This is a genomic window from Paenibacillus sp. cl141a, assembly GCF_900109305.1.
Taxonomy (GTDB): Bacteria; Bacillota; Bacilli; order Paenibacillales; family Paenibacillaceae; genus Paenibacillus_AQ; species Paenibacillus_AQ lautus_A.
The window spans coordinates 927312-947783 of sequence record NZ_FNZO01000002.1 but is presented as its reverse complement, the minus strand read 5'-3'; the positions used below and the strand labels follow the sequence as shown (position 1 = coordinate 947783).

At 52.3% G+C, this 20472-nt stretch carries 22 protein-coding genes and 1 other RNA gene; 7 read left to right on the top strand and 16 right to left on the bottom strand.

The window, feature by feature from the left end; genetic code table 11:
- Window positions 1–61 precede the first annotated feature (61 nt).
- From BMX45_RS09485 to BMX45_RS09475, 3 genes are read right to left on the bottom strand one after another with little or no spacing between them, the layout of a single operon-like run.
- A complete protein-coding gene (locus tag BMX45_RS09485) occupies window positions 62–505 on the bottom strand; it encodes a DUF309 domain-containing protein (protein WP_090909553.1) in 444 nt (147 codons plus the stop codon).
- Window positions 495–1307, bottom strand: a complete 813-nt coding sequence (locus BMX45_RS09480) for a GTP diphosphokinase (protein ID WP_090909434.1) — start codon at window positions 1305–1307, stop codon at window positions 495–497. Before BMX45_RS09480 ends, BMX45_RS09485 begins: the two co-directional genes overlap by 11 nt.
- A 25-nt stretch (window positions 1308–1332) precedes the next feature.
- Window positions 1333–2427, bottom strand: coding sequence for a quinone-dependent dihydroorotate dehydrogenase (locus BMX45_RS09475; protein WP_175495077.1), 1095 nt, complete (start codon window positions 2425–2427; stop codon window positions 1333–1335).
- 195 nt (window positions 2428–2622) lie between these two features.
- Here BMX45_RS09475 and BMX45_RS31275 point away from each other — a divergent pair, with 195 nt between their 5' ends.
- Window positions 2623–2760 (top strand): hypothetical protein, encoded by a 138-nt coding sequence (locus tag BMX45_RS31275; protein ID WP_175495068.1) that lies wholly within the window; start codon window positions 2623–2625, stop codon window positions 2758–2760.
- Here BMX45_RS31275 and BMX45_RS09465 read toward each other — a convergent pair.
- From BMX45_RS09465 to BMX45_RS09455, 3 genes are all read right to left on the bottom strand, one after another.
- Complete coding sequence (locus tag BMX45_RS09465; protein WP_090909431.1) at window positions 2757–4169, bottom strand: L,D-transpeptidase; 1413 nt, start codon at window positions 4167–4169, stop codon at window positions 2757–2759. The two genes, BMX45_RS31275 and BMX45_RS09465, sit on opposite strands and share 4 nt — an antisense overlap.
- Before the next feature lie 167 nt (window positions 4170–4336).
- Window positions 4337–4576, bottom strand: a complete 240-nt coding sequence (locus tag BMX45_RS09460; protein WP_009594795.1) for a ferredoxin — start codon at window positions 4574–4576, stop codon at window positions 4337–4339.
- Window positions 4577–4766: 190 nt separating this feature from the next.
- Window positions 4767–6098 (bottom strand): DNA polymerase IV, encoded by a 1332-nt coding sequence (locus BMX45_RS09455; RefSeq protein WP_090909430.1) that lies wholly within the window; start codon window positions 6096–6098, stop codon window positions 4767–4769.
- A 353-nt stretch (window positions 6099–6451) separates the two neighbouring features.
- Here BMX45_RS09455 and cimA point away from each other — a divergent pair, with 353 nt between their 5' ends.
- Window positions 6452–8068 carry a citramalate synthase gene (gene cimA, locus BMX45_RS09450; protein WP_015736688.1) on the top strand — a complete coding sequence of 539 codons (1617 nt, stop codon included), beginning with the start codon at window positions 6452–6454 and terminating at the stop codon, window positions 8066–8068.
- A 91-nt stretch (window positions 8069–8159) separates the two neighbouring features.
- Here cimA and BMX45_RS09445 read toward each other — a convergent pair whose 3' ends face one another.
- A complete protein-coding gene (locus tag BMX45_RS09445; protein WP_090909429.1) occupies window positions 8160–8711 on the bottom strand; it encodes a TlpA family protein disulfide reductase in 552 nt (183 codons plus the stop codon).
- Between the two features lie 124 nt (window positions 8712–8835).
- Between BMX45_RS09445 and BMX45_RS09440 the strand changes: the two genes are divergently transcribed.
- Entirely contained in the window at window positions 8836–9369 is a 534-nt protein-coding gene (locus tag BMX45_RS09440; protein WP_090909428.1) for a M67 family metallopeptidase, read from the top strand.
- Window positions 9370–9405: 36 nt separating this feature from the next.
- On the opposite strand, the gene BMX45_RS09435 is transcribed toward BMX45_RS09440, so the two are convergent.
- The 3 genes from BMX45_RS09435 to BMX45_RS09425 are packed head-to-tail and all read right to left on the bottom strand — an operon-like array spanning window position 9406 to window position 12713.
- Window positions 9406–10146, bottom strand: a complete 741-nt coding sequence (locus BMX45_RS09435; RefSeq protein ID WP_015736691.1) for a 3'-5' exonuclease — start codon at window positions 10144–10146, stop codon at window positions 9406–9408.
- Window positions 10143–11222, bottom strand: coding sequence for a DUF294 nucleotidyltransferase-like domain-containing protein (locus tag BMX45_RS09430; RefSeq protein ID WP_090909427.1), 1080 nt, complete (start codon window positions 11220–11222; stop codon window positions 10143–10145). Before BMX45_RS09430 ends, BMX45_RS09435 begins: the two co-directional genes overlap by 4 nt.
- Window positions 11223–11273: 51 nt before the next feature.
- Window positions 11274–12713: an ammonium transporter gene (locus BMX45_RS09425; RefSeq protein WP_090909426.1), complete on the bottom strand. Its 1440-nt coding sequence runs from the start codon at window positions 12711–12713 to the stop codon at window positions 11274–11276.
- 330 nt (window positions 12714–13043) lie between these two features.
- Here BMX45_RS09425 and BMX45_RS09420 point away from each other — a divergent pair, with 330 nt between their 5' ends.
- Both BMX45_RS09420 and BMX45_RS09415 read left to right on the top strand, forming a co-directional pair.
- On the top strand, window positions 13044–13493 hold the full coding sequence (locus BMX45_RS09420; RefSeq protein WP_090909425.1) for a MerR family transcriptional regulator: 450 nt from the start codon (window positions 13044–13046) through the stop codon (window positions 13491–13493).
- Between the two features lie 43 nt (window positions 13494–13536).
- Entirely contained in the window at window positions 13537–14217 is a 681-nt protein-coding gene (locus BMX45_RS09415; protein WP_009594846.1) for a zinc metallopeptidase, read from the top strand.
- Between the two features lie 140 nt (window positions 14218–14357).
- Here BMX45_RS09415 and BMX45_RS09410 read toward each other — a convergent pair whose 3' ends face one another.
- Window positions 14358–15278 carry a glutamate biosynthesis transcriptional regulator GltC gene (locus BMX45_RS09410; protein ID WP_009594790.1) on the bottom strand — a complete coding sequence of 307 codons (921 nt, stop codon included), beginning with the start codon at window positions 15276–15278 and terminating at the stop codon, window positions 14358–14360.
- 91 nt (window positions 15279–15369) lie between these two features.
- A complete protein-coding gene (locus BMX45_RS09405; RefSeq protein ID WP_090909424.1) occupies window positions 15370–15984 on the bottom strand; it encodes a rhomboid family intramembrane serine protease in 615 nt (204 codons plus the stop codon).
- A gap of 122 nt (window positions 15985–16106) precedes the next feature.
- On the opposite strand from BMX45_RS09405, the gene tpx reads away from it, so the two are divergent.
- The gene (gene tpx, locus BMX45_RS09400) at window positions 16107–16625 is read left to right on the top strand and encodes a thiol peroxidase (protein ID WP_009594784.1); all 519 of its coding nucleotides are present in this window, start codon (window positions 16107–16109) and stop codon (window positions 16623–16625) included.
- A 72-nt stretch (window positions 16626–16697) separates the two neighbouring features.
- On the opposite strand, the gene BMX45_RS09395 is transcribed toward tpx, so the two are convergent.
- From BMX45_RS09395 to BMX45_RS09385, 3 genes are all read right to left on the bottom strand, one after another.
- Complete coding sequence (locus BMX45_RS09395) at window positions 16698–17090, bottom strand: DUF1499 domain-containing protein (RefSeq protein ID WP_006211699.1); 393 nt, start codon at window positions 17088–17090, stop codon at window positions 16698–16700.
- A gap of 145 nt (window positions 17091–17235) precedes the next feature.
- A non-coding RNA gene (gene ssrS / locus BMX45_RS09390) (6S RNA) lies at window positions 17236–17427 on the bottom strand.
- Window positions 17428–17472: 45 nt separating this feature from the next.
- Window positions 17473–18276, bottom strand: a complete 804-nt coding sequence (locus BMX45_RS09385) for a YesL family protein (RefSeq protein WP_090909423.1) — start codon at window positions 18274–18276, stop codon at window positions 17473–17475.
- A 188-nt stretch (window positions 18277–18464) separates the two neighbouring features.
- On the opposite strand from BMX45_RS09385, the gene BMX45_RS31580 reads away from it, so the two are divergent.
- The gene (locus BMX45_RS31580; protein ID WP_015736696.1) at window positions 18465–18566 is read left to right on the top strand and encodes a hypothetical protein; all 102 of its coding nucleotides are present in this window, start codon (window positions 18465–18467) and stop codon (window positions 18564–18566) included.
- A gap of 194 nt (window positions 18567–18760) precedes the next feature.
- Here BMX45_RS31580 and BMX45_RS09380 read toward each other — a convergent pair whose 3' ends face one another.
- Window positions 18761–20356, bottom strand: coding sequence for a degradosome RNA helicase CshA (locus BMX45_RS09380; protein ID WP_090909422.1), 1596 nt, complete (start codon window positions 20354–20356; stop codon window positions 18761–18763).
- Window positions 20357–20472: the final 116 nt, after the last annotated feature.

Below are 20472 nucleotides of genomic sequence, written 5' to 3'. Positions count from 1 at the left end.
GCTGCCCACACGTAGATCCTTCTACAGACGGGCAGCTCTTTTTTCACTTATTCTCTCGGCGCTACTTGGCATGTGCCCGCTCCGGCTTGCGCCGCTGCGGTATGTTCGGCTTGATCCGCTCCGATGCCAGCAAAACCGCCCGCTTCAGCTCCGTATCCCCAATTTCGATCGTCAGATCCCTATAGGGAAACGGATGAACGTCATACGATAACAGCTGCTTGGCGTAGTCCCGCACCTCGCCCACCAGCTTCCCCATCGAGATCCCGAGTTCATCCCGGGGATAGCTTTCGAGCCGGGAGGCGGCGCTTGTGAACATCTTGTATGCTCCTCGTACGTTGTTGTTCCGGAAGTGAAAGAGCCCGACTGCCACTTGCAGCAGCCCCTTGTACCTGGGATCGCGATCCCGCTCCAGCCATAGCTCCTCCAACACCTCATGGCATTCGAAGTAGTCCCGGTCCCGGTTGAAATAGACGAGGTAAGCGACATATAGCGGCTCATAGCTCATCTTCATTTACTTTCTTCTTGGCTGCCGCCAGCAGCTCCTTCACTTCGTCCAGAAGCACCTTCATCTCATCCATGTCATGATCCTGCCATATCGCATTAAAGCGGCTCTGGAATGCGATCGCTTCATTGACCAGATGGAAAAAGTACAGCTTGTGTATGGCGTTCAGCACCTGCGTCGTAATATTGGAATCGTCCTCGAACTTCCGCTGCGCCTCCAAAATATCCTCACGGATGCTCGACATTTCCGTATCCAGCGTATTGGCCGCTTCTCCGGCCTTCTTCAGCCGCGCCCGAATGTCATCCGGCAGGCTTTCACGGTACTTGTAGCTAAGGGAATGCTCAATCGTAGCCCAGAAATTCATGGCCAGCGTGCGGATCTGAATTTCGGCAAGTACTTTCTTTTGCCCCAAAGCCGTTTGCACCGGATATTCAATGATCATATGAAAGCTCCGATAGCCGCTCTCTTTGAAATTGGTAATGTAATCCTTCTCATATAGCACAGTCAGGTCTTTCCGCGCCCGGATATATTCGGCCACCCGCCGAATATCCTCCACGAATTGACACATAATGCGAATGCCTGCGATATCCTCAATCCCGGTTTCCAACTGGTCCATCGGCACATTGAGGCGTTTCGCCTTGTCCAGTATGCTCGAGATCCGTTTGACCCGACCCGTTACGAATTCGATGGGTGCGTATTCCTCCCTTTTTTTCAGTTCGGAACGCATCGTCTTGAATTTGACCTTCAATTCCTCAACGGTCTGCTCATACGGAAGCAAAAATGTCCCCCAGTCTCTAACGTCCATCGCCTTGCCTCCTGTCTTTACCCCTTTACCGATGATTAGCGCCGACGGCTTCGGAAATATGGCTGAAGCCATCCCGTGCAAGCAGCTCCCGGAGACCGGAATGAAGCTTGCGGTTCACCTCCGGCCCTTCATAGATAAGTGCTGTATAAATTTCCACCAGGCTTGCGCCTGCGCGTATTTTGTCATAAGCGTCCCTTGCCGTAAAAATCCCCCCGGATCCGATAATCGGAAGCGAACCGCCGGTTTGCTTGTAGATCCGCGACACGATCTCCGTCGAGCGGTTCCGCAGCGGCTTGCCGCTCAGGCCTCCGGTTTCCTTGGCGTTGCTGTGCGTCAGGCCGTCCCGCGAAAGCGTCGTATTCGTGGCGATAATGCCGGAAACACCGCTGGCGCTGATCGTATCCACCATGAATTCCAGCTCCTCATCGCTCACGTCCGGCGCAATCTTCACCAGAACGGCCTTCTCGCCCCCATGGATCTTCGCCTGCCGCGACATTTCGTTCATGACGGCTTCCAGCAGGGATGACAATTCGCTTCCATGCTGAAGGCTGCGCAAATCCGGCGTGTTCGGCGAGCTGATGTTGACAACAAAAAAGTCGCCATACGGAAATAAAGCTTGAATGCAAGCTTCATAATCTTCGTTGGCTTTCTCGTTTGGCGTCGCCTTGTTCTTCCCGATGTTGACGGCAACCGGAATGCGGCGTTCCTTGAGTGCGGACAGCCTTTTGGCCATGGCCTCGGCCCCTTCGTTATTGAAGCCCATCCGGTTGATGAGCGCCTCATCCGGAGGAAGCCGGAACAATCGCGGCTGTTCATTGCCCGGTTGTCCCTTCGGGGTTACCGTGCCTACTTCCATAAATCCGAAGCCGATGGAGGAGAAGCCTTTGACGGCGTGAGCGTTTTTGTCCAACCCGGCGGCAAGTCCGACCGGCGTCGGGAAATGAAGCCCGAACAGGTCCACTGCCAAATCCGGCGTTTCGTTTACACCGTACATTCCCCGCATGACAGCGTCTGCGCCGACCACGCCGGAGGCACGTCCAAGGCCGCCAACCACAAGGTGGTGGGCTTTTTCGGGGTCCAGTCTAAAAAATATAGGTTTGCCTATGTTGCGGTACAGCACATCCACTCTTCCTCTCATCCAGTTATTTCTCTACCCTTCAGTTTATCCGTTTCTTCACCAAAAAGAAAGTTCTTCGGCATAAACTGAGCGATCGTCCCGGCTTGAAAGCGATATGGCAATTTTAGGACAAACCCCTTACAATAAAGGAAGATTGTACAAATCATTTCACGATCATGAGAGAAAGAGGGGAAAGACATGTCAGCCAAACGTAAGCCTCCGACCTTGCAGCAGAAAAAAGAAGAGGTGAATAAGAAGGCCCTACTATGGATCAGCTCCGGCATCGCTCTTCTGATTATCCTGATTATCGTTCTGATTGTGATCGCCCAGCCTTAATCCAGCCAGTGATACACCTTGCCCGGGTTGGTCTGACCCTGGGCATGCTTGAGCTTAAAACGCTCTTTCGGCGTCCACAGGTCCTCGGGCAGGACCCCTTCCCGTATTTTCACGACGGTTCCCATCGGAACCAGGTCAAACAGCTCCTCCACATCCTCAGTCAGCATACGGATGCAGCCCTCGGATTCGTTCGCGCCGATGCTCTCCTCGTCCAGCGTCCCGTGTATCGCGTACAGCGTATCGGAAAGCTGCATCCCCCTCGTGCCGTAGGGACCCTTCGTGGTTCCGTTCGGATTGACTACCTTATCGTTGATATGAAAATCACCCAGCGGCGTCTTCGCTCCGCCGAGCCCGACCGCATAATTACGCAGCAGGATGCCGCCGCTTACGACGGCCAGCCGATGCCGTTTCCGGTCAATGATGACCTGAAGCGGCTGTTCGAAAAAGGGATCTCCGTTCGGCGAAGTCCCCCAATATCCAGGTTCCTCCAAGCTGTTCCTCGGCTGCTGCCCCGGTTGCCCTTGACCGCCAGCTCCTTGGGATTGGGATTGCTGACGCATTAACGTTTCGAACATCTGCTCCATCGCTTTCGAGCGGCCGGACAGCCAATTGTTCGGATACGGCTGCGTCAATTCATCCAATTTTTTGGGCAGGCGGCCGTGCCGAGCCTTATACTGTTTGGCCGCTTCCTGCAGAACGGCCGTCTCAACCTGCAGATCGGCCCACTGCCCCGCGCTCCGCTTCAGCCTCGAACTGTCCGCAGGCTCGCAATCGCACTCTCCGGCTGCTCCCTCGTAAGGCTGAATAGCGATTGCGCCTTGATCATTCCGATGCAGGCCGTATAACCGTTCCATGTCCCGGCTCCACAGCAGCCATTTGCCCGAACGCTTCATCCCCAACGCAACCGACCAATTCGGGAGCTGCTGCGGATGCTGAAGCAATGAGGACAGCGCACCGGCAGAATCCTTGCCTTGGCCGGAAGCAACGGCTGTGTACAGCGGTTCCTTGCGCGAATCCGGCTTCTCTTTGTTGAGCGCATTGGCGGACGCCGGCTCATGCGGCGGGAACAAATCTTCCGCAACATTCCCTGTAGCGGAGCCCGGCGCCTGGGCGGGCGGAAGGAAAACCAGCAGGAGCAGCACCAGCGCCGCTAGCAAACGTCGGGTCCTCTTTCGCTTGCGCTCCTTGTCCTTCTCCATCTCCAATAAGCGCTGCTCGTAATTTTTCCATATGTCGGAAGGGACCTGACTCAGCTCAAAGGCTTCGTAGACCCCTTCGGCCTTGTTGTAGCAGTAGTTCGCCTTGCCCTGCTCGCCGGCCTGCTCATACTCCTTGCCCAGCAGGTACCAGGCCATTTTATTATCGGGATGCGTCTCCACATATCTTTTGAGGTACAGCGAATTGTTCATTCGAGAGCCTCCTATTATGACATTTTTACCTCTATTATCCTGTATATCGGAATAAACGCTCCGATTATGTATGAGTCCCCGGATATGAAAAAACGCCCCCTGCCTTGGTCGGGCAGAGGACGTCGGTATAAGTTCAAGATGGAATATCAGGGATCGAGCGGAATTTGTTATTCTGCGTTAAACGGCTCGTCTGCAATCCGAATTGAATCTGTTGGGCAGCCGTCGCAAGCATCCAGCATGTCGTCATGCATATCTTCCGGAATTTCCGTTACCCCGCGGTTGTTGTCCCCGTCGAAAATAACTTCTGCCAGGCCTTCGTCGTCGTAATCGTAAATGTCGGGTGCCGTTGCGCCGCATGCGCCGCATGCGATGCAGGTATCTTTATCTACCCAAGTAAACTTCGCCATAGTCTCTCTTCCTCCTGTATATCTATAAACATCTCTATAAACATAGTATAAGCTGACGGTTCTGCCGCCACCATCTACATATATTAATACAATTGTTTTAGGAATACAAATAAATTTCCTAACATTTTCCGACAAAAATCGGCTGTACTTGCAGGCCAATGAGCTGTTCTGTGACGAACAAAAAAAACGGCTAATCGCGGTTAGGGTCCTTCGTGGTTGGACGATCGGCTTTTTTATTATCGTTCCCCAGTTCCCTTACAAAATCCATCTGTAAAGATGTACCTCTCCGCTTATGATTGCGGATTAAGGACGATGGGTCATCGCCCAGCATGCCGGCGGTCAGCACCGCGCTCTCGCCGAATTTATTGCGCAGCTCGTCCATCACCCGGGTCAGCGACTCTTTCTTGGGCTGCTTCTCGTAGTCGAACAGGTCCAGCTGAATGGCGGATTCCTCCTTCGCCGTGAGCTGCTGCAGCGTGACGCCGAGCAGACGGAGCGGCTTGTCCTGCTTCCAATGCCGGTTATACAGCTCGCATGCTTCCCGGTAGATGTCCTCGGTATTTTCCGTCGGAATGGCAAGATGCCTAGACCTGGTGATCGTCTTCATGTCCGGTGTGCGCAGCGTAATTTGAATGCCGCTGGTCACCAAGCCCTGCCTGCGGAGACGGCGCGCTACCTGATCGCTTAAGTTCAGCAGCACCCTTCTGGCCTCCTCAGCCGAGGTAACATCCTGCGGGAGCGTGGTCGTGTGTCCGATGGACTTGCTTTGTTCCCGCTCCGCGACAACCGGGGCATGATCGATGCCGCTGGCCGCCCGTTTCATCCATGACCCCATCACGCCAAAGGTCGAGGTCAGCAGGCTTTCATCGGCGGCAGCCAGCTGCCCGATGGTCTGGATGTTCAGCTTGCGCAGCTTGTCGGCCGTCTTGCTCCCGATGCCGAACAGCTCCGCGCAGGGTTTGTTCCAAAGCACCTGCGGGACGTCCCGAATTCGCAGCACGGACAGCCCGTTGGGCTTTTTCATGTCCGAGGCCATCTTGGCCAGCAATTTATTGGGAGCAATGCCGACCGAGCACGGAAGCGACAGCTCCTCGCGGATGCGCTCCTGGATTTCCCGAGCGATATCCAGAGGGGTGCCGAACTGCTTCGAGCCGGTAATATCCAGGTAACATTCATCGATCGAAGTCGCTTCCAGCAGCGGCGTATAAGCATAAGCTATGTTCATGAATGCATTGGAATACTTGCGGTACAGATGGAAATCCGGCTGGATGATCATCAGGTCGGGGTAGATTCGCAGCGCCTGCCTCACGTTCATGCCGGTGCGGATCCCCAGCGACCTCGCCGCGTAGGAGCAGGTGACGATGACGCCTTTGCGCAGCTCGATGCTGCCTGCGACGGCCGTGGCTTTGCCGCGATAGAGCTCCGGCTCCTCCGCCTCGTGCACGGAGCAGTAAAAAGCATTCATATCCACATGCAGGATAACGCGGCCGCTGGCCGGATAATAATCGTCGATTGGTCCCACGCAGAATTCCTTCTTTCTTCGGTACGGTTCTTCATAATCTATAGGGAATAGGGTCGCCCCATTATTTAGGGTTCGGTCTGAATGATGGTTACGGTACTTGAGGCAAATGGCGCCTCTTCCATTATACCGTTTTTAGAGATCGATGCCTGTATGATCTTGTCCGCTAAGCGAATCATGTACGCACGGCTGGCCCCGATTTAACGCCTCCAGCATACCGTCCCCCTTCGCAAGGGTCAAGGATGGGCCCCTTGCGGGAAAAGTTTGTTTTACTCTGTTACTTTCCCGCAAAGAAATGCTATAATACAAAATTATAAACAATGCGGTCCAATCCCGGACACCCAAAGGAGGACATCATGTCTAAGTCCATTTCCATCTTTGATACGACACTTCGCGACGGAACCCAGGGCGAAGGAATCAGCTTGTCAGCGGACGACAAGGTCAAAATCGCCAAGAAGCTCGATGCTCTTGGTGTTCATTATATTGAAGGCGGTATCCCGGGAAGCAACAGCAAGGACATCGAATTTTTCAAAAGAGTCCAGGATCTCGGCTTAACCTCCAAAGTAACCGCTTTTGGCAGCACCCGGCGCAAAGGTTCCATTGCCGACCAGGATGCCAATCTGCTTCGCATTCTGGAATCCGGCGTTTCTGCCGCTACCTTGGTCGGGAAGTCTTGGGACTTCCACGTCCATACGGCGCTTCAAACGACACTCGAAGAGAATTTGGCCATGATTTATGATTCCATCGCTTTCCTGAAGCGGAAAGGCCTCGAGGTCATTTTTGATGCCGAGCACTTTTTTGACGGTTTCAAGAACAATCCGGAATATGCTGTTGCCGTATTGTCCAAGGCACGGGAAGCAGGCGCCGACTGGCTTGTCATGTGCGATACGAACGGCGGCAGTCTCCCGCACGAGATTTCGGACATTGTCACGTCGCTGACGGGGCCATTGCCTGGCGCTCCGCTCGGCATTCATACGCACAACGACTGCGAGCTTGCCGTTGCCAACACCCTGAGCGCCGTGCAGGCCGGTGTCCGGCATGTGCAGGGGACGATGAACGGATACGGGGAACGATGCGGGAACGCCAACCTGTGCTCCATCATTCCGAATCTGCAGCTGAAGCTCGGGTATGAGTGCATCGGTGACGACAACCTCCGCACGCTGACGAATACCGCACGGTATATCAGCGAAATCGCCAACGTTAACATGCCGGTTAACCAGCCGTATGTCGGCAACGCCGCCTTCGCCCATAAGGGAGGCATCCACGTATCCGCGATCCTTCGCGATTCCAGAACGTACGAGCATATCGAACCGGAGAAGGTCGGAAACAAACAGCGCGTGCTGGTCTCCGAGCTCGCGGGGCAGAGCAATATCGTATCGAAGGCGCAGGACATGGGGCTTGACTTTGATCCGGCAAGCGAGCAATCCAAGCATATTATCGGAAAGATCAAGGATCTCGAGCATGAAGGGTATCAATTCGAGGGCGCAGACGCTTCCCTGGAGCTGCTTCTTCGGGAAGCGAACGGAGAGCTCAAGGAGCTGTTTACCTTCGAATCCTTCAAGATGCTGGTCGAGAAGTCGGCCGGACAGCCGGTCGTCTCCGAAGCTTTCGTCAAAGTCAACGTCGCCGGCGAGAGCATTTATACCGCTGCGGAAGGCAACGGTCCGGTCAATGCACTCGATAATGCGCTGCGTAAAGCGCTCGTCCAATACTTCCCAACGCTCAAGGAAATGCATCTTGCCGACTATAAGGTACGGGTGCTGGATGACAAGGATGCAACGGCAGCCAAGGTCCGGGTGCTGATCGAATCCAAGAACTTCGAGAATGCCTGGAACACCGTCGGGGTATCCAGCAATGTCATCGAGGCCAGCTGGGAAGCGCTGGTGGACAGTATGCGTTATGCGCTGCTCGGTCAGATTTCCCCGGAGCAGGTGCATGAGTCTGCGGCAAGGCAAGGCTTGGTAAATCATTAGGTGATGTCCAATACAAAAAGCGCGTATCCACCATGTTCAGGACATGGCGGCCGCGCTTTTTTTTGGTTTTGTCAGCTGGCTAAGCAAACGATTAATTTATCAGCTTGGCCACCTTTTTACGAAGGTCCTTAGGATCGGGAGCGCCCAGAATGATTTCCTGAATCACGCCGTTACGATCGATCAGCACGTTTGTCGGGAAAACCTGCCCTTTATACAGTTCCTCGAACACATCTCCTTTCGTATCGAGAAGGATCGGGTATTGAAGGTTATAATCCTGAACAAATTGACGCGCTTTCTTCGCATTGTCATACTTGGACACGTTCACGCCGTAGATTTCGAGCTCACTTGCATACTCTGCAGCCAACTTGTCGAGCTCCGGTGCCTCCTGCTTGCACGGCTCGCACCAGGATGCCCAGAAATTGACAACCATTGCTTTATCGCGTGCTCCGCCGCCGGAATAGGACTTATCGTCCATCCCCTTCAAGGTAAAGGTCGGGGCAAGCAGGCCCGCTTTGGCCCCCGTCTCCGTCGGAAGCGGCTTCTCCTGCATGAAGACGGCCTGGATATCGTCGCCGGCTTGATTATAGACAACAGCGCCTGCTGCGATAAGAAGCAGGACGATAATGATGATGTTACGTTTCATAGGTATAGGTTCCTTTGCTAAACTTAGTTATAGTCCCTATTGTACCCTGAAACCCCGATCTTTCAAACACGCGATCGACACCATCATAAGATCGGACCAATTATATGATCCAGGAGGATTATACATGAACCCGTCTCACACGTCCCTGGAGCGGCTTCTGCTGCGCGAGGCCGTCAAAGAGCATATGTCGGACCATATGCATCATCGTTTGCCGGAGGAAGCTTGCGGCGTCCTTATCGGGCATGCCGATGAAGCAAGCCGGTCCATATCCGTTACGCAATTTATTCCCGTAAAAAATACAGCGGAATTTCCGCTGCATTCTTTTCATCTGGACCCCGTTCAGTGGACTCGCTTGGTATTGGCTGAAAAAGGCATCGTCGGTTTGTTTCACAGTCACCCGCATACCACGCCTGACCCCTCGGGCGAGGATCTGCTTCAGCTCCAATCCTTCGGCGGGTTGCTCCGGGTGTATGCTATTGCTTCTCCTGCAGTTCCCGGCGCCTCCGGCTTAAACGCATTGCAGCTCCATGCCTACAAAATTATCCGGAGTGAGGAAGATCGCGAATCCTTCAACCAGCTGCCGCCAAGCTCCTGGTCGCTTCCGGGAAAGGCATTTTATACCCTTGCCCCGATCCCTTTCGCAATCCTAAAGGAATGACGAACTAGGAGACACCTCCAATCTCCAATCCCAATGCTACCCCTCGCTTAGATAGACGTATAAATCACCTAGCGTGGTAGCCTGGCCGCGCGCCTGAATGTCTTTCATGTAATCCGCCCACAGCCGGGCGGTCATGCGCGCATCGGAAAGAGCATGGTGCCTTCCCTCCACCGGAATGCCGCTGCTTCGCAGCAGCTCATCCAGACTGTAATCCTTCTGTTCGGGATATAACCTCTGCGCGAGCATCATCGTATCGAGCAGCCGATGCGTTAATCGAACCTTGGAGGTCTTCCACAAGGCTGCATTCAAGAATCCCCGGTCATGCGCGGCTGCATGGGCAACAAGCACCCTCCCCCCAATAAAGGCCATGAAATCATGCAGCCCCTCCATTAAAGGCGGGGCTGCATCAACCATTTGCTGCGTGATACCCGTAAGCTCGGCAATGAATGGAGACACCGGAGCACCGCTGTTCACGATCATATGAAAGGTTTCATTCTCGATCACCTGCTCCCCGATGACCCGAATCGCACCGAAAGACAATATTTCATCGCCGTGCTGGTGATTGAACCCCGTGGTCTCCAGATCGAATACCACAACCTCCAGCTCGTCCAGCGGGGTGCCCAGAACCTCCGGTCTCCGGTTATCCTTCATCTGGGATCGGATGAATGCCAGCTGCTGCGCTGTCTGCGCCCCGCGCATGGAGGCGATGGCGGAATTGATGTTACCCGAACGAAGCGATCTCCAGAAACCGCCGTTCGATTGTACCGGTTCAGTCATGGGCTTCTCCTCTCCGCAAAACGATGTTCGCGCTGCAATGACCGGTGTATCCGTCTCACCACTCCAAGCGTATCGCGAAGCTCGTACTGCATGGTTTTGTTCTTGAGCTGCTCCTGCGGGATATACCCGCTGCTCGTAATCAGCCCGTCCTCCACTATAAAGGGCGTATCGTTCCTCAGCCGAAGCGCCGTCAAAAAAGCGCGCTGCACGCTTTCCAGCAGCAGATTCCCGCCTTCAAGCAGCATCACCTTCTCCATGCGTTTTTGCGTCGAGGTTTCGATGATCCCCCGCTGCAGCGCCATAGTGCGTATGCTGTTCACCAGCGGAATATAAACGCCATATTTCACGTCAAACTCGCCGGCATGCTCTCCAAACCGCTCCGTCACGATTTGCCCCATGACATTCAGCGTTGCCTTATGCTTGACCGTGTTCCGCAGCACGGCATGGCCGATGTCCGGATGCTGCTCGACGGAGCTGCGGAAATGGTCCACCCACGCCTCCGAAAGCTCGGTATCCCCCGATATATGGCGCAGATCCGAGGCGATGATGAAGTTTCGTATCGGTTCCCACTGCCGGTCTCCGCACCATTCGCTGATCTGATTCTTCCAATCGCCAAGCCGCTTGCTCCATAATGGCTCGGAACACATCACTTTTCCGGAGCATTTCGGGTACCCGAGATATTCCAGCAGATTCGCCAGCCGAAGCCCAAATTCCCGAAAGAAGGGGAGCGCCTCCTCTTCCAGCTCATCGCCAATGATCAAACCGTTGTCCTGATCGCTCCACAGCGTAGCTTCCTGCCTTCCGCAGCTGCCAAAAGCTACAAACGCATAACGCGCAGGAGGCCGGCCAAAGCCAGCCTCCCACATGTCCTGCTCACAGATTGCCGCGGCACGCTGTCCAATCAGATCGTGCATCGTATTCACGGATGCGATCCACTCTCTCAGCTCCATGTTACTGCGCATCTCGATGAGATGGTTCTGACAAGCGATCCGTTGATCTCGTAAATGCTGGGCTGTTGCTGCTTTCCGAATTTCCGACAATGCCGGAAACAGATTTACGGATTTCAGAGGTTTCATGCCGCGGCCTCCTTCTGACTTGTTTCATGAACAATGATAATGGTGAGCTTCTTATAAAGCCGTGTCGCTACCGGGAACCGCCTTGCTTCCGGAACGAAACTCGGGAGACTTCCCTTCGGATTCCACCAAAAGTTTCATTTGCTCCGGATATCCGTAGGTTCCATGTTCACTGATATCAAGACCCATCAATTCCTCTTCCTCCGTTACGCGGATGCCCATCGTAACTTTCATGATATACAGAATGATGAACGAGATCACCAGCACGAATGCAAACGTGCCGACCAGACCCAGAAGCTGAACGCCGAGCTGGCCGAAGCCCCCGCCGTAGAACAATCCTTCCTTGCCTACGCCCGTGATTTCAACAAGCCTAGGAGCCGCGAACAATCCGGTGGACACGGCACCCCACATACCGGCAATGCCGTGTACGGAGAATGCATATACAGGATCATCGATACCTTTGCGGTCAAACCATTGCGCCGTAAAGAACGTAATCGTACCCGCTACGGCGCCGATCACGACGGCCGCCCAAGGCTCCACGAAAGCACAAGCGCCTGTGATGGCAACGAATGCAGCGAGAATACCGTTCAGCATGCTGGGAATATCCGCTTTGCCAAGAACCGCCCAAGAGATCAGCAATGCGGCCAGTGCGCCTGCCGCCGCCGCGATATTCGTATTCAATGCCACGAAACCGAAGAAACCGTCTGTGAGTGCCGAGATGGTGCTGCCCGGGTTAAACCCGAACCAGCCGATCCAGATGATGAATACGCCGAGTACGGATAAAACTTGGTTATGACCCGGTATGCTGTTAGGCTTCCCGTCTTTATTATATTTGCCAAGTCGAGGCTTCAGAAGAATGGTAGCCACCAGTGCTGCTGTTGCGCCTGTCAAGTGAACGACCGTCGATCCGGCAAAGTCCTGCATGCCCAGAGCGCCGAGCCAGCCGCCGCCCCACACCCAGTGAGCAACGATCGGGTAAATCACGATGGTGAAGAGCAATCCAAACACGATGTAAACGCTGAGTTTTGCCCGTTCTGCCATACCGCCGCAAGCGATCGCCAAGGATACGGCTGCAAAGGACAGATGGAACAGGAACATGATGGTCGTCGGCACATCATATGCGGACAGGGAATCAAATGAGCCTGCTGCATTGTCGCCGCTTAAGAAAAAGCCTTCAAATCCGAAAAAGCTGTTGCCGTTACCGAAGGCTAGACCAAAGCCTAGCGCCCAGAAGGCTACGATCGAAATGCCGAAGGTCAGAAAGGTCTTGCCTGCAACGTGCCCCGCATTTTTCATGCGAACCGAACCGGCCTCCAGCAGAGCAAACCCTGCTTGCATGAAAAATACGAGCAGCGCTGCCAAGAATACGAATACGGAGTTCAGACCAGCCGTTAATTCAACGTTCGTGGCTCCCCCATCAGCGGCGAACGCGCTCGCCGGGAATGCGAGTAGTGCGATTACTCCCGCCATTAAACCTAGCCATCTTTTTTTCATGTTTTACACTCCCCTTTGTGTTAACTAATATGACATCGCCTTGAATTCTTATTGTCATTATAGGGGGACGATTAAAAAACCGCAACGGTTTTTTTCAAAAAAAACTTCCTTTGTGTAATAAAATCTAACATTAAGTGCATACAGTGCAAATCGTTTAACATGATGCTCAGTGAAGAAAAACTAGGCTTCAAGGTTTTTTGTCACAACTATTTTTGTCACAACTATGACGTTTGACTGTATGGTTGAAGATCATGTATCATATTTCTATTAAAATGAAAATATAAATGCATTCATTAATGTCCAATTCAATGAAGGCTTGTGAGGTGATGAATGATGGGGATCACGAGCGGAAACCTTTTCCGGATCGGTGAGCTGGCCAGGGCTGCCGGAATCAGCGAAAGAACCATTGACTACTATACGAAGCTGGGTTTGATCTCCCCTGAAAAACGGACGTTAAAAAACTACCGGCTGTACAGTTCTGAAACCTTAAGCACTCTCGAACGTATTAATCAGTTGAAGCAAGAGAAATATACTCTCGATGAGATTAAGGAGAGACTGGATCGCTGGAAGTCGGTTGCCGATGATTCCGAAATGACGGAAAAGCTAACCAAACTCGAAATACAGATGAAACAGCTCGAACGGGATGTCAAGGAGCTCAACCCGCTTCTTAGCGAATTAAAACCCAGTCAAGCACGGGAGGTGCTCGCTAACATCCTTCCCAAGGGAGCTGCCTGTATCGAGTCGCTGCAAATTTTGCTGAACCAGTTCACTTCGATGTAGTGATGCAACACCAAATTGACAACTTTGTATGGGGGTATGATAAATGTATTCTGACTGGATGTTTATACTCATTATTATTGCGTTTATATTCTCTCTCTGGGCTCAGTTCCGGGTCAAAGGCACGTTCAACAAATGGGCCAAGGTTGAAAACAGCACCGGCATGACCGGATACGATGCAGCGCGTCATATGCTGGATGCCAACGGACTCCATGACGTACCGATTGAACCGGTGCCAGGCACGCTCTCTGACCACTATGACCCGACCAAACGCGTTGTCCGGTTGTCGGAGCCTGTTTATTACGAACGTACCATCTCGGCCGTCTCCGTCGCTTGTCACGAGGTCGGCCATGCGATCCAGCATGCGGAGCACTATCCGATGCTCGTAGCCCGTCACAAGATGTTCCCGGTTGTTAACTTTGCGTCCGGTATCGCTCCGTTTCTCTTGATTGCCGGATTCCTGTTCCAAGCCATGAACCTGGTCGGTCTCGGCATTATCTTCTTCTCTTGCGCCGTTGCCTTCCAGCTTGTCACGCTGCCGGTCGAGTTTAACGCAAGCAACCGCGCCCGTCAGCTGATGGTTCAAGAAGGCTATATTGCCAATGACGAAGAACGCGGAGTCGCTAAGGTATTGAACGCTGCGGCCCTGACTTACGTCGCTGCAGCTTTGATCTCGCTGCTCGAGCTGATCCGTTACATCATGATCTTTACGAGCAACCGGGAATAAACCTGTTTAACATGAAGAACAACAATAAAGGGCTTTCCTCTCTACCTTGATTGGCGGAGACGGAAAGCCCTCTTTTTTATAATCACTTGATAATGTCCAGCTTGAATACATGAAGCTTGACTATTAGGAGAAGAGAAGCGTCATTCCGCTTTCTCTTCCTTTTTCGGCGACGGATCAATGCCAAAATATTGAAGCAGAAACGCACGGAAGGCTTGCGCGACCGGTGGCAGCTTCTCGTCCGCGCGGTGAATCAGACCGATGGAACGCGTTACCTTCGGCTCCGAGATTCGGACGCGTGCCGGCTGAAGCGGATTCGTCTGGAACAGCGCCATTTCAGGTAGCAGGCTGACCCCCATGCCGGCAGCAACCAGTCCGCGGATCGTATCCGTCTCCTCGCCTTCAAAAGCAATTTTCGGCGTGAATCCGGCTTCCAGGCAGGCATGCCATACAATCGGGCGCAAGGAGTAGCCCTTGCTGAACAGCACAAAGCGCTCCTCCTTCAATTGCTCCAGCTTGATGGACTGCTCCCCCGCAAGCGGGTGATTCGGCGGCAGGATCGCAAACAGCTCCTCTGTCAACACGATATCTCCGTCCACTTGATCGTGGCGATCCGGAAACGGAGACACAAATGCCAAATCCACTTCAGCCCCGACGACGTCCCGGATCAAAGTCGGGAACATGCCCTGCTTAAACCGGAACTTCACGTTCGGGTACTTCTTCCGAAATTCAGCCACGATGGACGGAATCAAATGTATGCCCAGGCTGTGAGGGAAACCGATGCGAATCTCCCCCTGCTCCGGGTCCAGGAATTCATGTATCTCGACGACCGCACGGTCCAAATCCTTCATAATGCTCTCCACCCGTTTGCAAAAAAGCTGGCCAACCGGGGTTAACTGCAGATTCCGGCCCTTTTGCATGAACAAATTAACACCCAGTTCTTCTTCCAACTGATGTATTTGACGGCTGACGGCCGACTGAGCCACATGAAGCTCTTCTGCCGCTTGGGTAACGTGTTCCTTTTGCGCAACCTTTACAAAGTATTGCAACTGTCGTAATTCCACGCCTTTTATCGCTCCATTCTTATTCCCTAGAAGACTTGAAGACTTTATCCAAATCATCCAATTCTATTATAACAGACCCTCTTAGGTCCGATTATGTTCGACGTTTGAATAATCGAATCATGAGACCGTAGAGGAAAAATCCGCCTACCAATCCGCCGACATGGGCTACAAGGCTGACCCCTGGGGTAAACGAGAACAAGATCCCCAATATAAGCAGGGTGAACAGCGTCTTGCGGGACGACTCATCAATGACTTGCTGCTGGAACAAGGCGATGTACAGATAAGCGCCATAAGCTCCGTATATGGCTCCTGAGGCGCCTACAAGGAAGGTATAGCCCTCCATGCGCTCATAATAAGCCAATCCGATTACATTACCGAGAACACCGCTGAGCAGATACAGAATGGCAAATTTCCAGCTCCCCATGATTCTCTCCAGCGGGGGAACAAATACCAGCAGTGCGAAGCTGTTGAACAACAAATGGTCAAATCCGTTATGGAGGAACATCGCCGTAAAGTATCTCCACGCCTGGTCGACGAACTGCGGCAAATCCGACAAAGCTCCATATTTCAGCAGCGTCATCGGATTTCTGGAACCGCCGTCAATGGATGTGATCACAAACATCACCAGGTTGATCACAAGCAGCAGCGATGTAACGGGATAATAACGCAAATAACTTTTCCAATTCTCATAACGTACGAATATCATAGCATCCTCCTCATCCTAAACCAGGCCAGGGGTGCCCTTTAGTGGACATTCCCTTTTTAAAAAGATTATAATGTACCATGAACCTGATCACCAAACTTTGATATCCAAGGAGGAGATTTCTCATGGCTCAAGAACGTTCAGGAGCTGCCACTTTCAAGGGCAATCCTATTACACTCATCGGACCACAGCTCAAGGCTGGTGATGCCGCGCCGGATTTTACCGTGAGCAAGAACCTGCTCGAAGACGTATCTCTTAAAGATTATGCAGGTAAAATCAAGCTGATCAGCGTCGTTCCTTCCCTCGACACCGGGGTATGCGACGCACAGACGCGCCGTTTCAACGAAGAGGCGGCCGGACTCGGCGACGATGTCGTGATCCTTACGATCAGTGCCGACCTTCCGTTCGCCCAGGCCCGCTGGTGCGGAGCTGCAGGCGTTGACCGGGTCATTACGCTGTCCGACTATAAATCGCGTTCTTTCGGTGAAGCGTATGGCGTGCTCATCAAGGAGTTCCAGCTCGACATGCGTTCGATCTTCGTCGTGGATGCTAACGATACCATCACCTACGTAGAATACCTTGGCGAAATGACGGAGCACCCGAATTACGAAGCTGCCATCGATGCCGTGAAATCTCTGCGTTAACACGCCAAAGGCTACATATGCGGCACACTTTTAAAAAGCGGGAGAGCAGCTCTCCCGCTTTTTCTTATTCTACTAAGCATCCACTTTATACTTGCTCAGTTTTTTGTCCAGTACAGCGTACAGGTTCAAGATGACCCGGTAGTTCGCCCCCAGATCCCCAAGGGAACCGCGGGATGCCGAATACATATCAACTGCGCTGCGAACCGGACTGATGCCGAGCACGGATACGGTAATGTCCAGTGTACGTCCAAAGGAGGTTCTTTTCTCTAACGTGATTTCTCCCACGGATTTTACCTCATGCAGAACTTTGTAACCCGGAATTTTTTTCAGTGTCGAGGAAACCTCTTCAAAACACTTTTCTTTTGAAAGATTGTAATAACGCGTCTTCAGCTTGGGATCTTTAGCACGGTCGCTTGTGCCGTCATAGCTGCGCACGATACCGATTAGAACTCGTTTTAATGACAAAGACCGTTCCTCCTTTATAAATGACCGTTCCTTTCCATACTCTAGTTTAACATTGTTTATGCTTTCAGCAAACCTTTATATACAGCAAAAAGGCACCTCTTTCACTTCGAATTCGAAATAAAAGAGGTGCCTATTCATTGGCTTGACGAAACCCGCCTATGCCGTCCGGTAAACATTGTCTTCGAACCTGCTATAGCAGGTGGGTGACCGCAGAACCGCTTATGAATTCCCCTTGTCATATAGACAGGGCATTTCAGCCACGATTACGTATAGATCTCCCTAGACATCGTCATTGGTTCAAAACAACGGAAAACCGAAACGAACATCGCAGGATGTAGTCTTATTATAGGGGGTTTTGCCGGAAAAGTAAACCTCCCGTAATTTAAGGTTTCGATCCGTTCTCTCCCTTTTTGGCAGAATCCATGCTTTCCAGAAGAGCTTGCTCGGTTTCCGACTCCTCTTCCTCGGCCTTCTTCATTCTTTCCTGCTGCTCCTGCATTTTGGTAAAGGTCGCATAGAAGTTAAAGAACGCGAACAAGGCCATCAGGCAGAACAGGAAGAACACGAACAGCACCGGCATTTGCGTGCCGATATACGCCAAGACAGCGCTTCCGATCAAAGTCGAAAATACGCGGAACGGACGAATCAGAGTCAGCAGCACCGCATTTTTTAGGAGCTGGGTCGTTTTCATCTCATAATGAACGGTCATGGAGAAAAAATTAAACAGGGAGACAAACAGTACAATGAGCAGCACCAGCATCACGATGCCGACAAGCTGGAAACCATCGAGCTGCGTCATATAAACCGTGTAATCCACGTACATAATCACGAACAGCAGCGTATAAAAAATACCGCCGATCATGCTCTGCTTGTAATTTTCCTTATAACCCTTAAAGAACGTTTTGAACACGGACACGTCCGGATTGCCCATTACCCATTTCCGAACAACGGTAAATAAAGCCGCCGTAGCCGGAAATAAAACAAAGGGTGATAATATTCCCAGGATCCAGTTCGACAGCAGCTGCTCGTTATGCGCTTCCGGGGTCTGAACGGCCATCAGGAATTTGGTTAGAACGATAAACAGGAAAGGCGATGTACAAATAACCCACAAGATGTTCGAAAAAGCAATACGGGTAATCCACTCGGTGAGCTTATATAAGCCACCCATGGCTCCTTTCATTTCCAAATCCGTTTCCTCCTCACTCAAATCATGCATGTATCTATTAATATACCTTATTTTGTACATGCATTGCCAGAGCCTAATTTATACGGTCCTGGGTGTATATCCAATCCAGTGACCCTGTTTCTCCATACGATATCACGTAATCCATTCAACAAGCTTGATTTTCCAAATTTAAAGAGGAGGGATTATGTATGTCTTGTGAAGGCGGAGGTTACGGCTACGGAAATAATGTTGGTATTGTCCTGGTTCTGTTCATTCTGCTTGTAATTATTCTCAGCACATTCTATATCTAATGTCTCCTTAGTCATTATCGTGAAACAGATGGGCTGATTGTGGGTTCAAACTGCGCGGTTAATGGAGATGCACTCAGGGTGCATCTTCTTTAACCATGAACAAAAAGACGAAGCGCGGCTCCACTTGGCGTGGGCTGCTGCTTCGTCTTTTGGTGTTTCGGCAGGTTACTTCCTGTAAAGGAAGTTAGCCGTTATTATTCGTCCCCGCTCCGGTTAGGACGACGCTCGCCGCCGCTGTAGGAACGCGGTTTGCGATCACCGCTGTTATTGCGGTCACGGTTGTATCCACCGCCATCGCGGTCACGGTTATAACCACTACCGTCACGGTTGTATCCGCCTTTGGAGTAACCGCCACGGTTACCGCCGCCGCTTCCGCCGTCACGGCGATATCCGCCGCTGTTGCCGCGTCCGCTATAACCGCCGCTAGGCTTGCGGCCGTTACGAATATCCGGCTTCCGGCGTTTGGCGCGGATCGGATCCTCAGGCGTAAGGTGAATATCGGATGCTTCCTTCTTGTCGCCTGTCAGGATTTTCATTGCAGCTGCAAGCAATTGTACGGAATCGTACTGCTCCAGCAATTGAATGGCAAGACCTTTGTACTCGGTCAATTCCCCTTGCTCAATGATTTCAAGCACGCGCTCAGCGATGATGCGCTGTTTACCTTCGATCGCTTCGGCAATCGTTGGCAGCGGCTTGCGCGGAATACGGTGGCGCGTCACACGCTCGATGAAATACAGATGATCCATTTCACGCGGCGTGACGAAGGACCAGGCTGTACCTTCCTTGCCCGCACGGCCCGTACGTCCGATACGGTGTACATAGCTTTCCGGATCTTGCGGCAAGTCAAAGTTTACGACATGGGTAACGCCGGATACGTCGAGACCGCGCGCTGCCACGTCTGTCGCCACGAGCACATCGATGCTGCCGTCGCGGAATTTGCGCATGACGGTATCACGTTGATGCTGGGACAGGTCGCCATGGAGGCCATCTGCCGAATATCCGCGTTTTTGCAGGGCTTCCGCCAATTCGTCGACACGGCGCTTGGTACGTCCGAAGACAATCGCAAGCTCAGGCGACTCCATATCCAGAAGGCGGCTCAAGGCTTCGAATTTTTGACGTTCAGGAACTTCGATATATGCTTGGTCGATCAGTGGAGCACTTACGTGCTTAGGAATAACAGATACATGCTCAGGTTCGTTCAGGAACTGGGATGCCAGCTTCTGAATGTTAGGCGGCATAGTTGCGGAGAACAGCAAGGTTTGACGTTCTTCTGGAACCAGCTTGAGGATCGACTGGATGTCGTCCATGAAGCCCATGTCCAGCATTTCATCCGCTTCGTCCAGTACAACGGTTTGTACGTCATCAAGACGGATGGTTTTTCTGTTGATGTGGTCAAGTAATCGCCCCGGTGTACCGATAATAATCTGAGGCTTTCTTTTCAACGCACGGATTTGACGACCGATATCCTGTCCGCCGTAAATGGCCAAGGAACGGATTCCTTTGAAACGGGACAGCTTGCCGATTTCTTCCGCAACCTGAATGGCAAGCTCGCGGGTTGGGGTCATGACGAGAGCGACGATACGCTCTTCTTCTTTGGCGATTTTGTGGATAAGAGGTAGGCCGAATGCTGCTGTCTTACCTGTACCGGTCTGTGCTTGTCCAATCATGTCTTTTCCGGTGAGTGCAATCGGAATCGATTGGGATTGAATCGGTGTGGCTTCCTCGAAGCCAAGCTCAGTGATTGCTTGCAGCACGCGCGGCTCCAAGCCAAAATCTGCAAAATTTTTCAATAGGTTCATACTCCTTCTATCTGTGGACATCCACTTTCTTCTCTGTATTCTTAAGTAGTGGTAACGTTTATAGGCTTTCCCGGCCAGCAGGATTTTCTGCATGAGGTGAACCGGTA

What these genes read in the sequence shown, in the direction of transcription:
- BMX45_RS09445 (WP_090909429.1), bottom strand. Translation starts at nt 8,711, where the DNA reads ATGAAACGTAACATCATCATTATCGTCCTGCTTCTTATCGCAGCAGGC.
- BMX45_RS09415 (WP_009594846.1), top strand. Translation starts at nt 13,537, where the DNA reads ATGTATTCTGACTGGATGTTTATACTCATTATTATTGCGTTTATATTC.
- BMX45_RS09440 (WP_090909428.1), top strand. Translation starts at nt 8,836, where the DNA reads ATGAACCCGTCTCACACGTCCCTGGAGCGGCTTCTGCTGCGCGAGGCC.
- BMX45_RS09430 (WP_090909427.1), bottom strand. Translation starts at nt 11,222, where the DNA reads ATGAAACCTCTGAAATCCGTAAATCTGTTTCCGGCATTGTCGGAAATT.
- BMX45_RS09405 (WP_090909424.1), bottom strand. Translation starts at nt 15,984, where the DNA reads ATGATATTCGTACGTTATGAGAATTGGAAAAGTTATTTGCGTTATTAT.
- BMX45_RS09420 (WP_090909425.1), top strand. Translation starts at nt 13,044, where the DNA reads ATGATGGGGATCACGAGCGGAAACCTTTTCCGGATCGGTGAGCTGGCC.
- BMX45_RS09425 (WP_090909426.1), bottom strand. Translation starts at nt 12,713, where the DNA reads ATGAAAAAAAGATGGCTAGGTTTAATGGCGGGAGTAATCGCACTACTC.
- tpx (WP_009594784.1), top strand. Translation starts at nt 16,107, where the DNA reads ATGGCTCAAGAACGTTCAGGAGCTGCCACTTTCAAGGGCAATCCTATT.
- BMX45_RS09480 (WP_090909434.1), bottom strand. Translation starts at nt 1,307, where the DNA reads ATGGACGTTAGAGACTGGGGGACATTTTTGCTTCCGTATGAGCAGACC.
- BMX45_RS09465 (WP_090909431.1), bottom strand. Translation starts at nt 4,169, where the DNA reads ATGAACAATTCGCTGTACCTCAAAAGATATGTGGAGACGCATCCCGAT.
- BMX45_RS09460 (WP_009594795.1), bottom strand. Translation starts at nt 4,576, where the DNA reads ATGGCGAAGTTTACTTGGGTAGATAAAGATACCTGCATCGCATGCGGC.
- BMX45_RS09485 (WP_090909553.1), bottom strand. Translation starts at nt 505, where the DNA reads ATGAGCTATGAGCCGCTATATGTCGCTTACCTCGTCTATTTCAACCGG.
- BMX45_RS09435 (WP_015736691.1), bottom strand. Translation starts at nt 10,146, where the DNA reads ATGACTGAACCGGTACAATCGAACGGCGGTTTCTGGAGATCGCTTCGT.
- BMX45_RS31275 (WP_175495068.1), top strand. Translation starts at nt 2,623, where the DNA reads ATGTCAGCCAAACGTAAGCCTCCGACCTTGCAGCAGAAAAAAGAAGAG.
- BMX45_RS31580 (WP_015736696.1), top strand. Translation starts at nt 18,465, where the DNA reads ATGTCTTGTGAAGGCGGAGGTTACGGCTACGGAAATAATGTTGGTATT.
- cimA (WP_015736688.1), top strand. Translation starts at nt 6,452, where the DNA reads ATGTCTAAGTCCATTTCCATCTTTGATACGACACTTCGCGACGGAACC.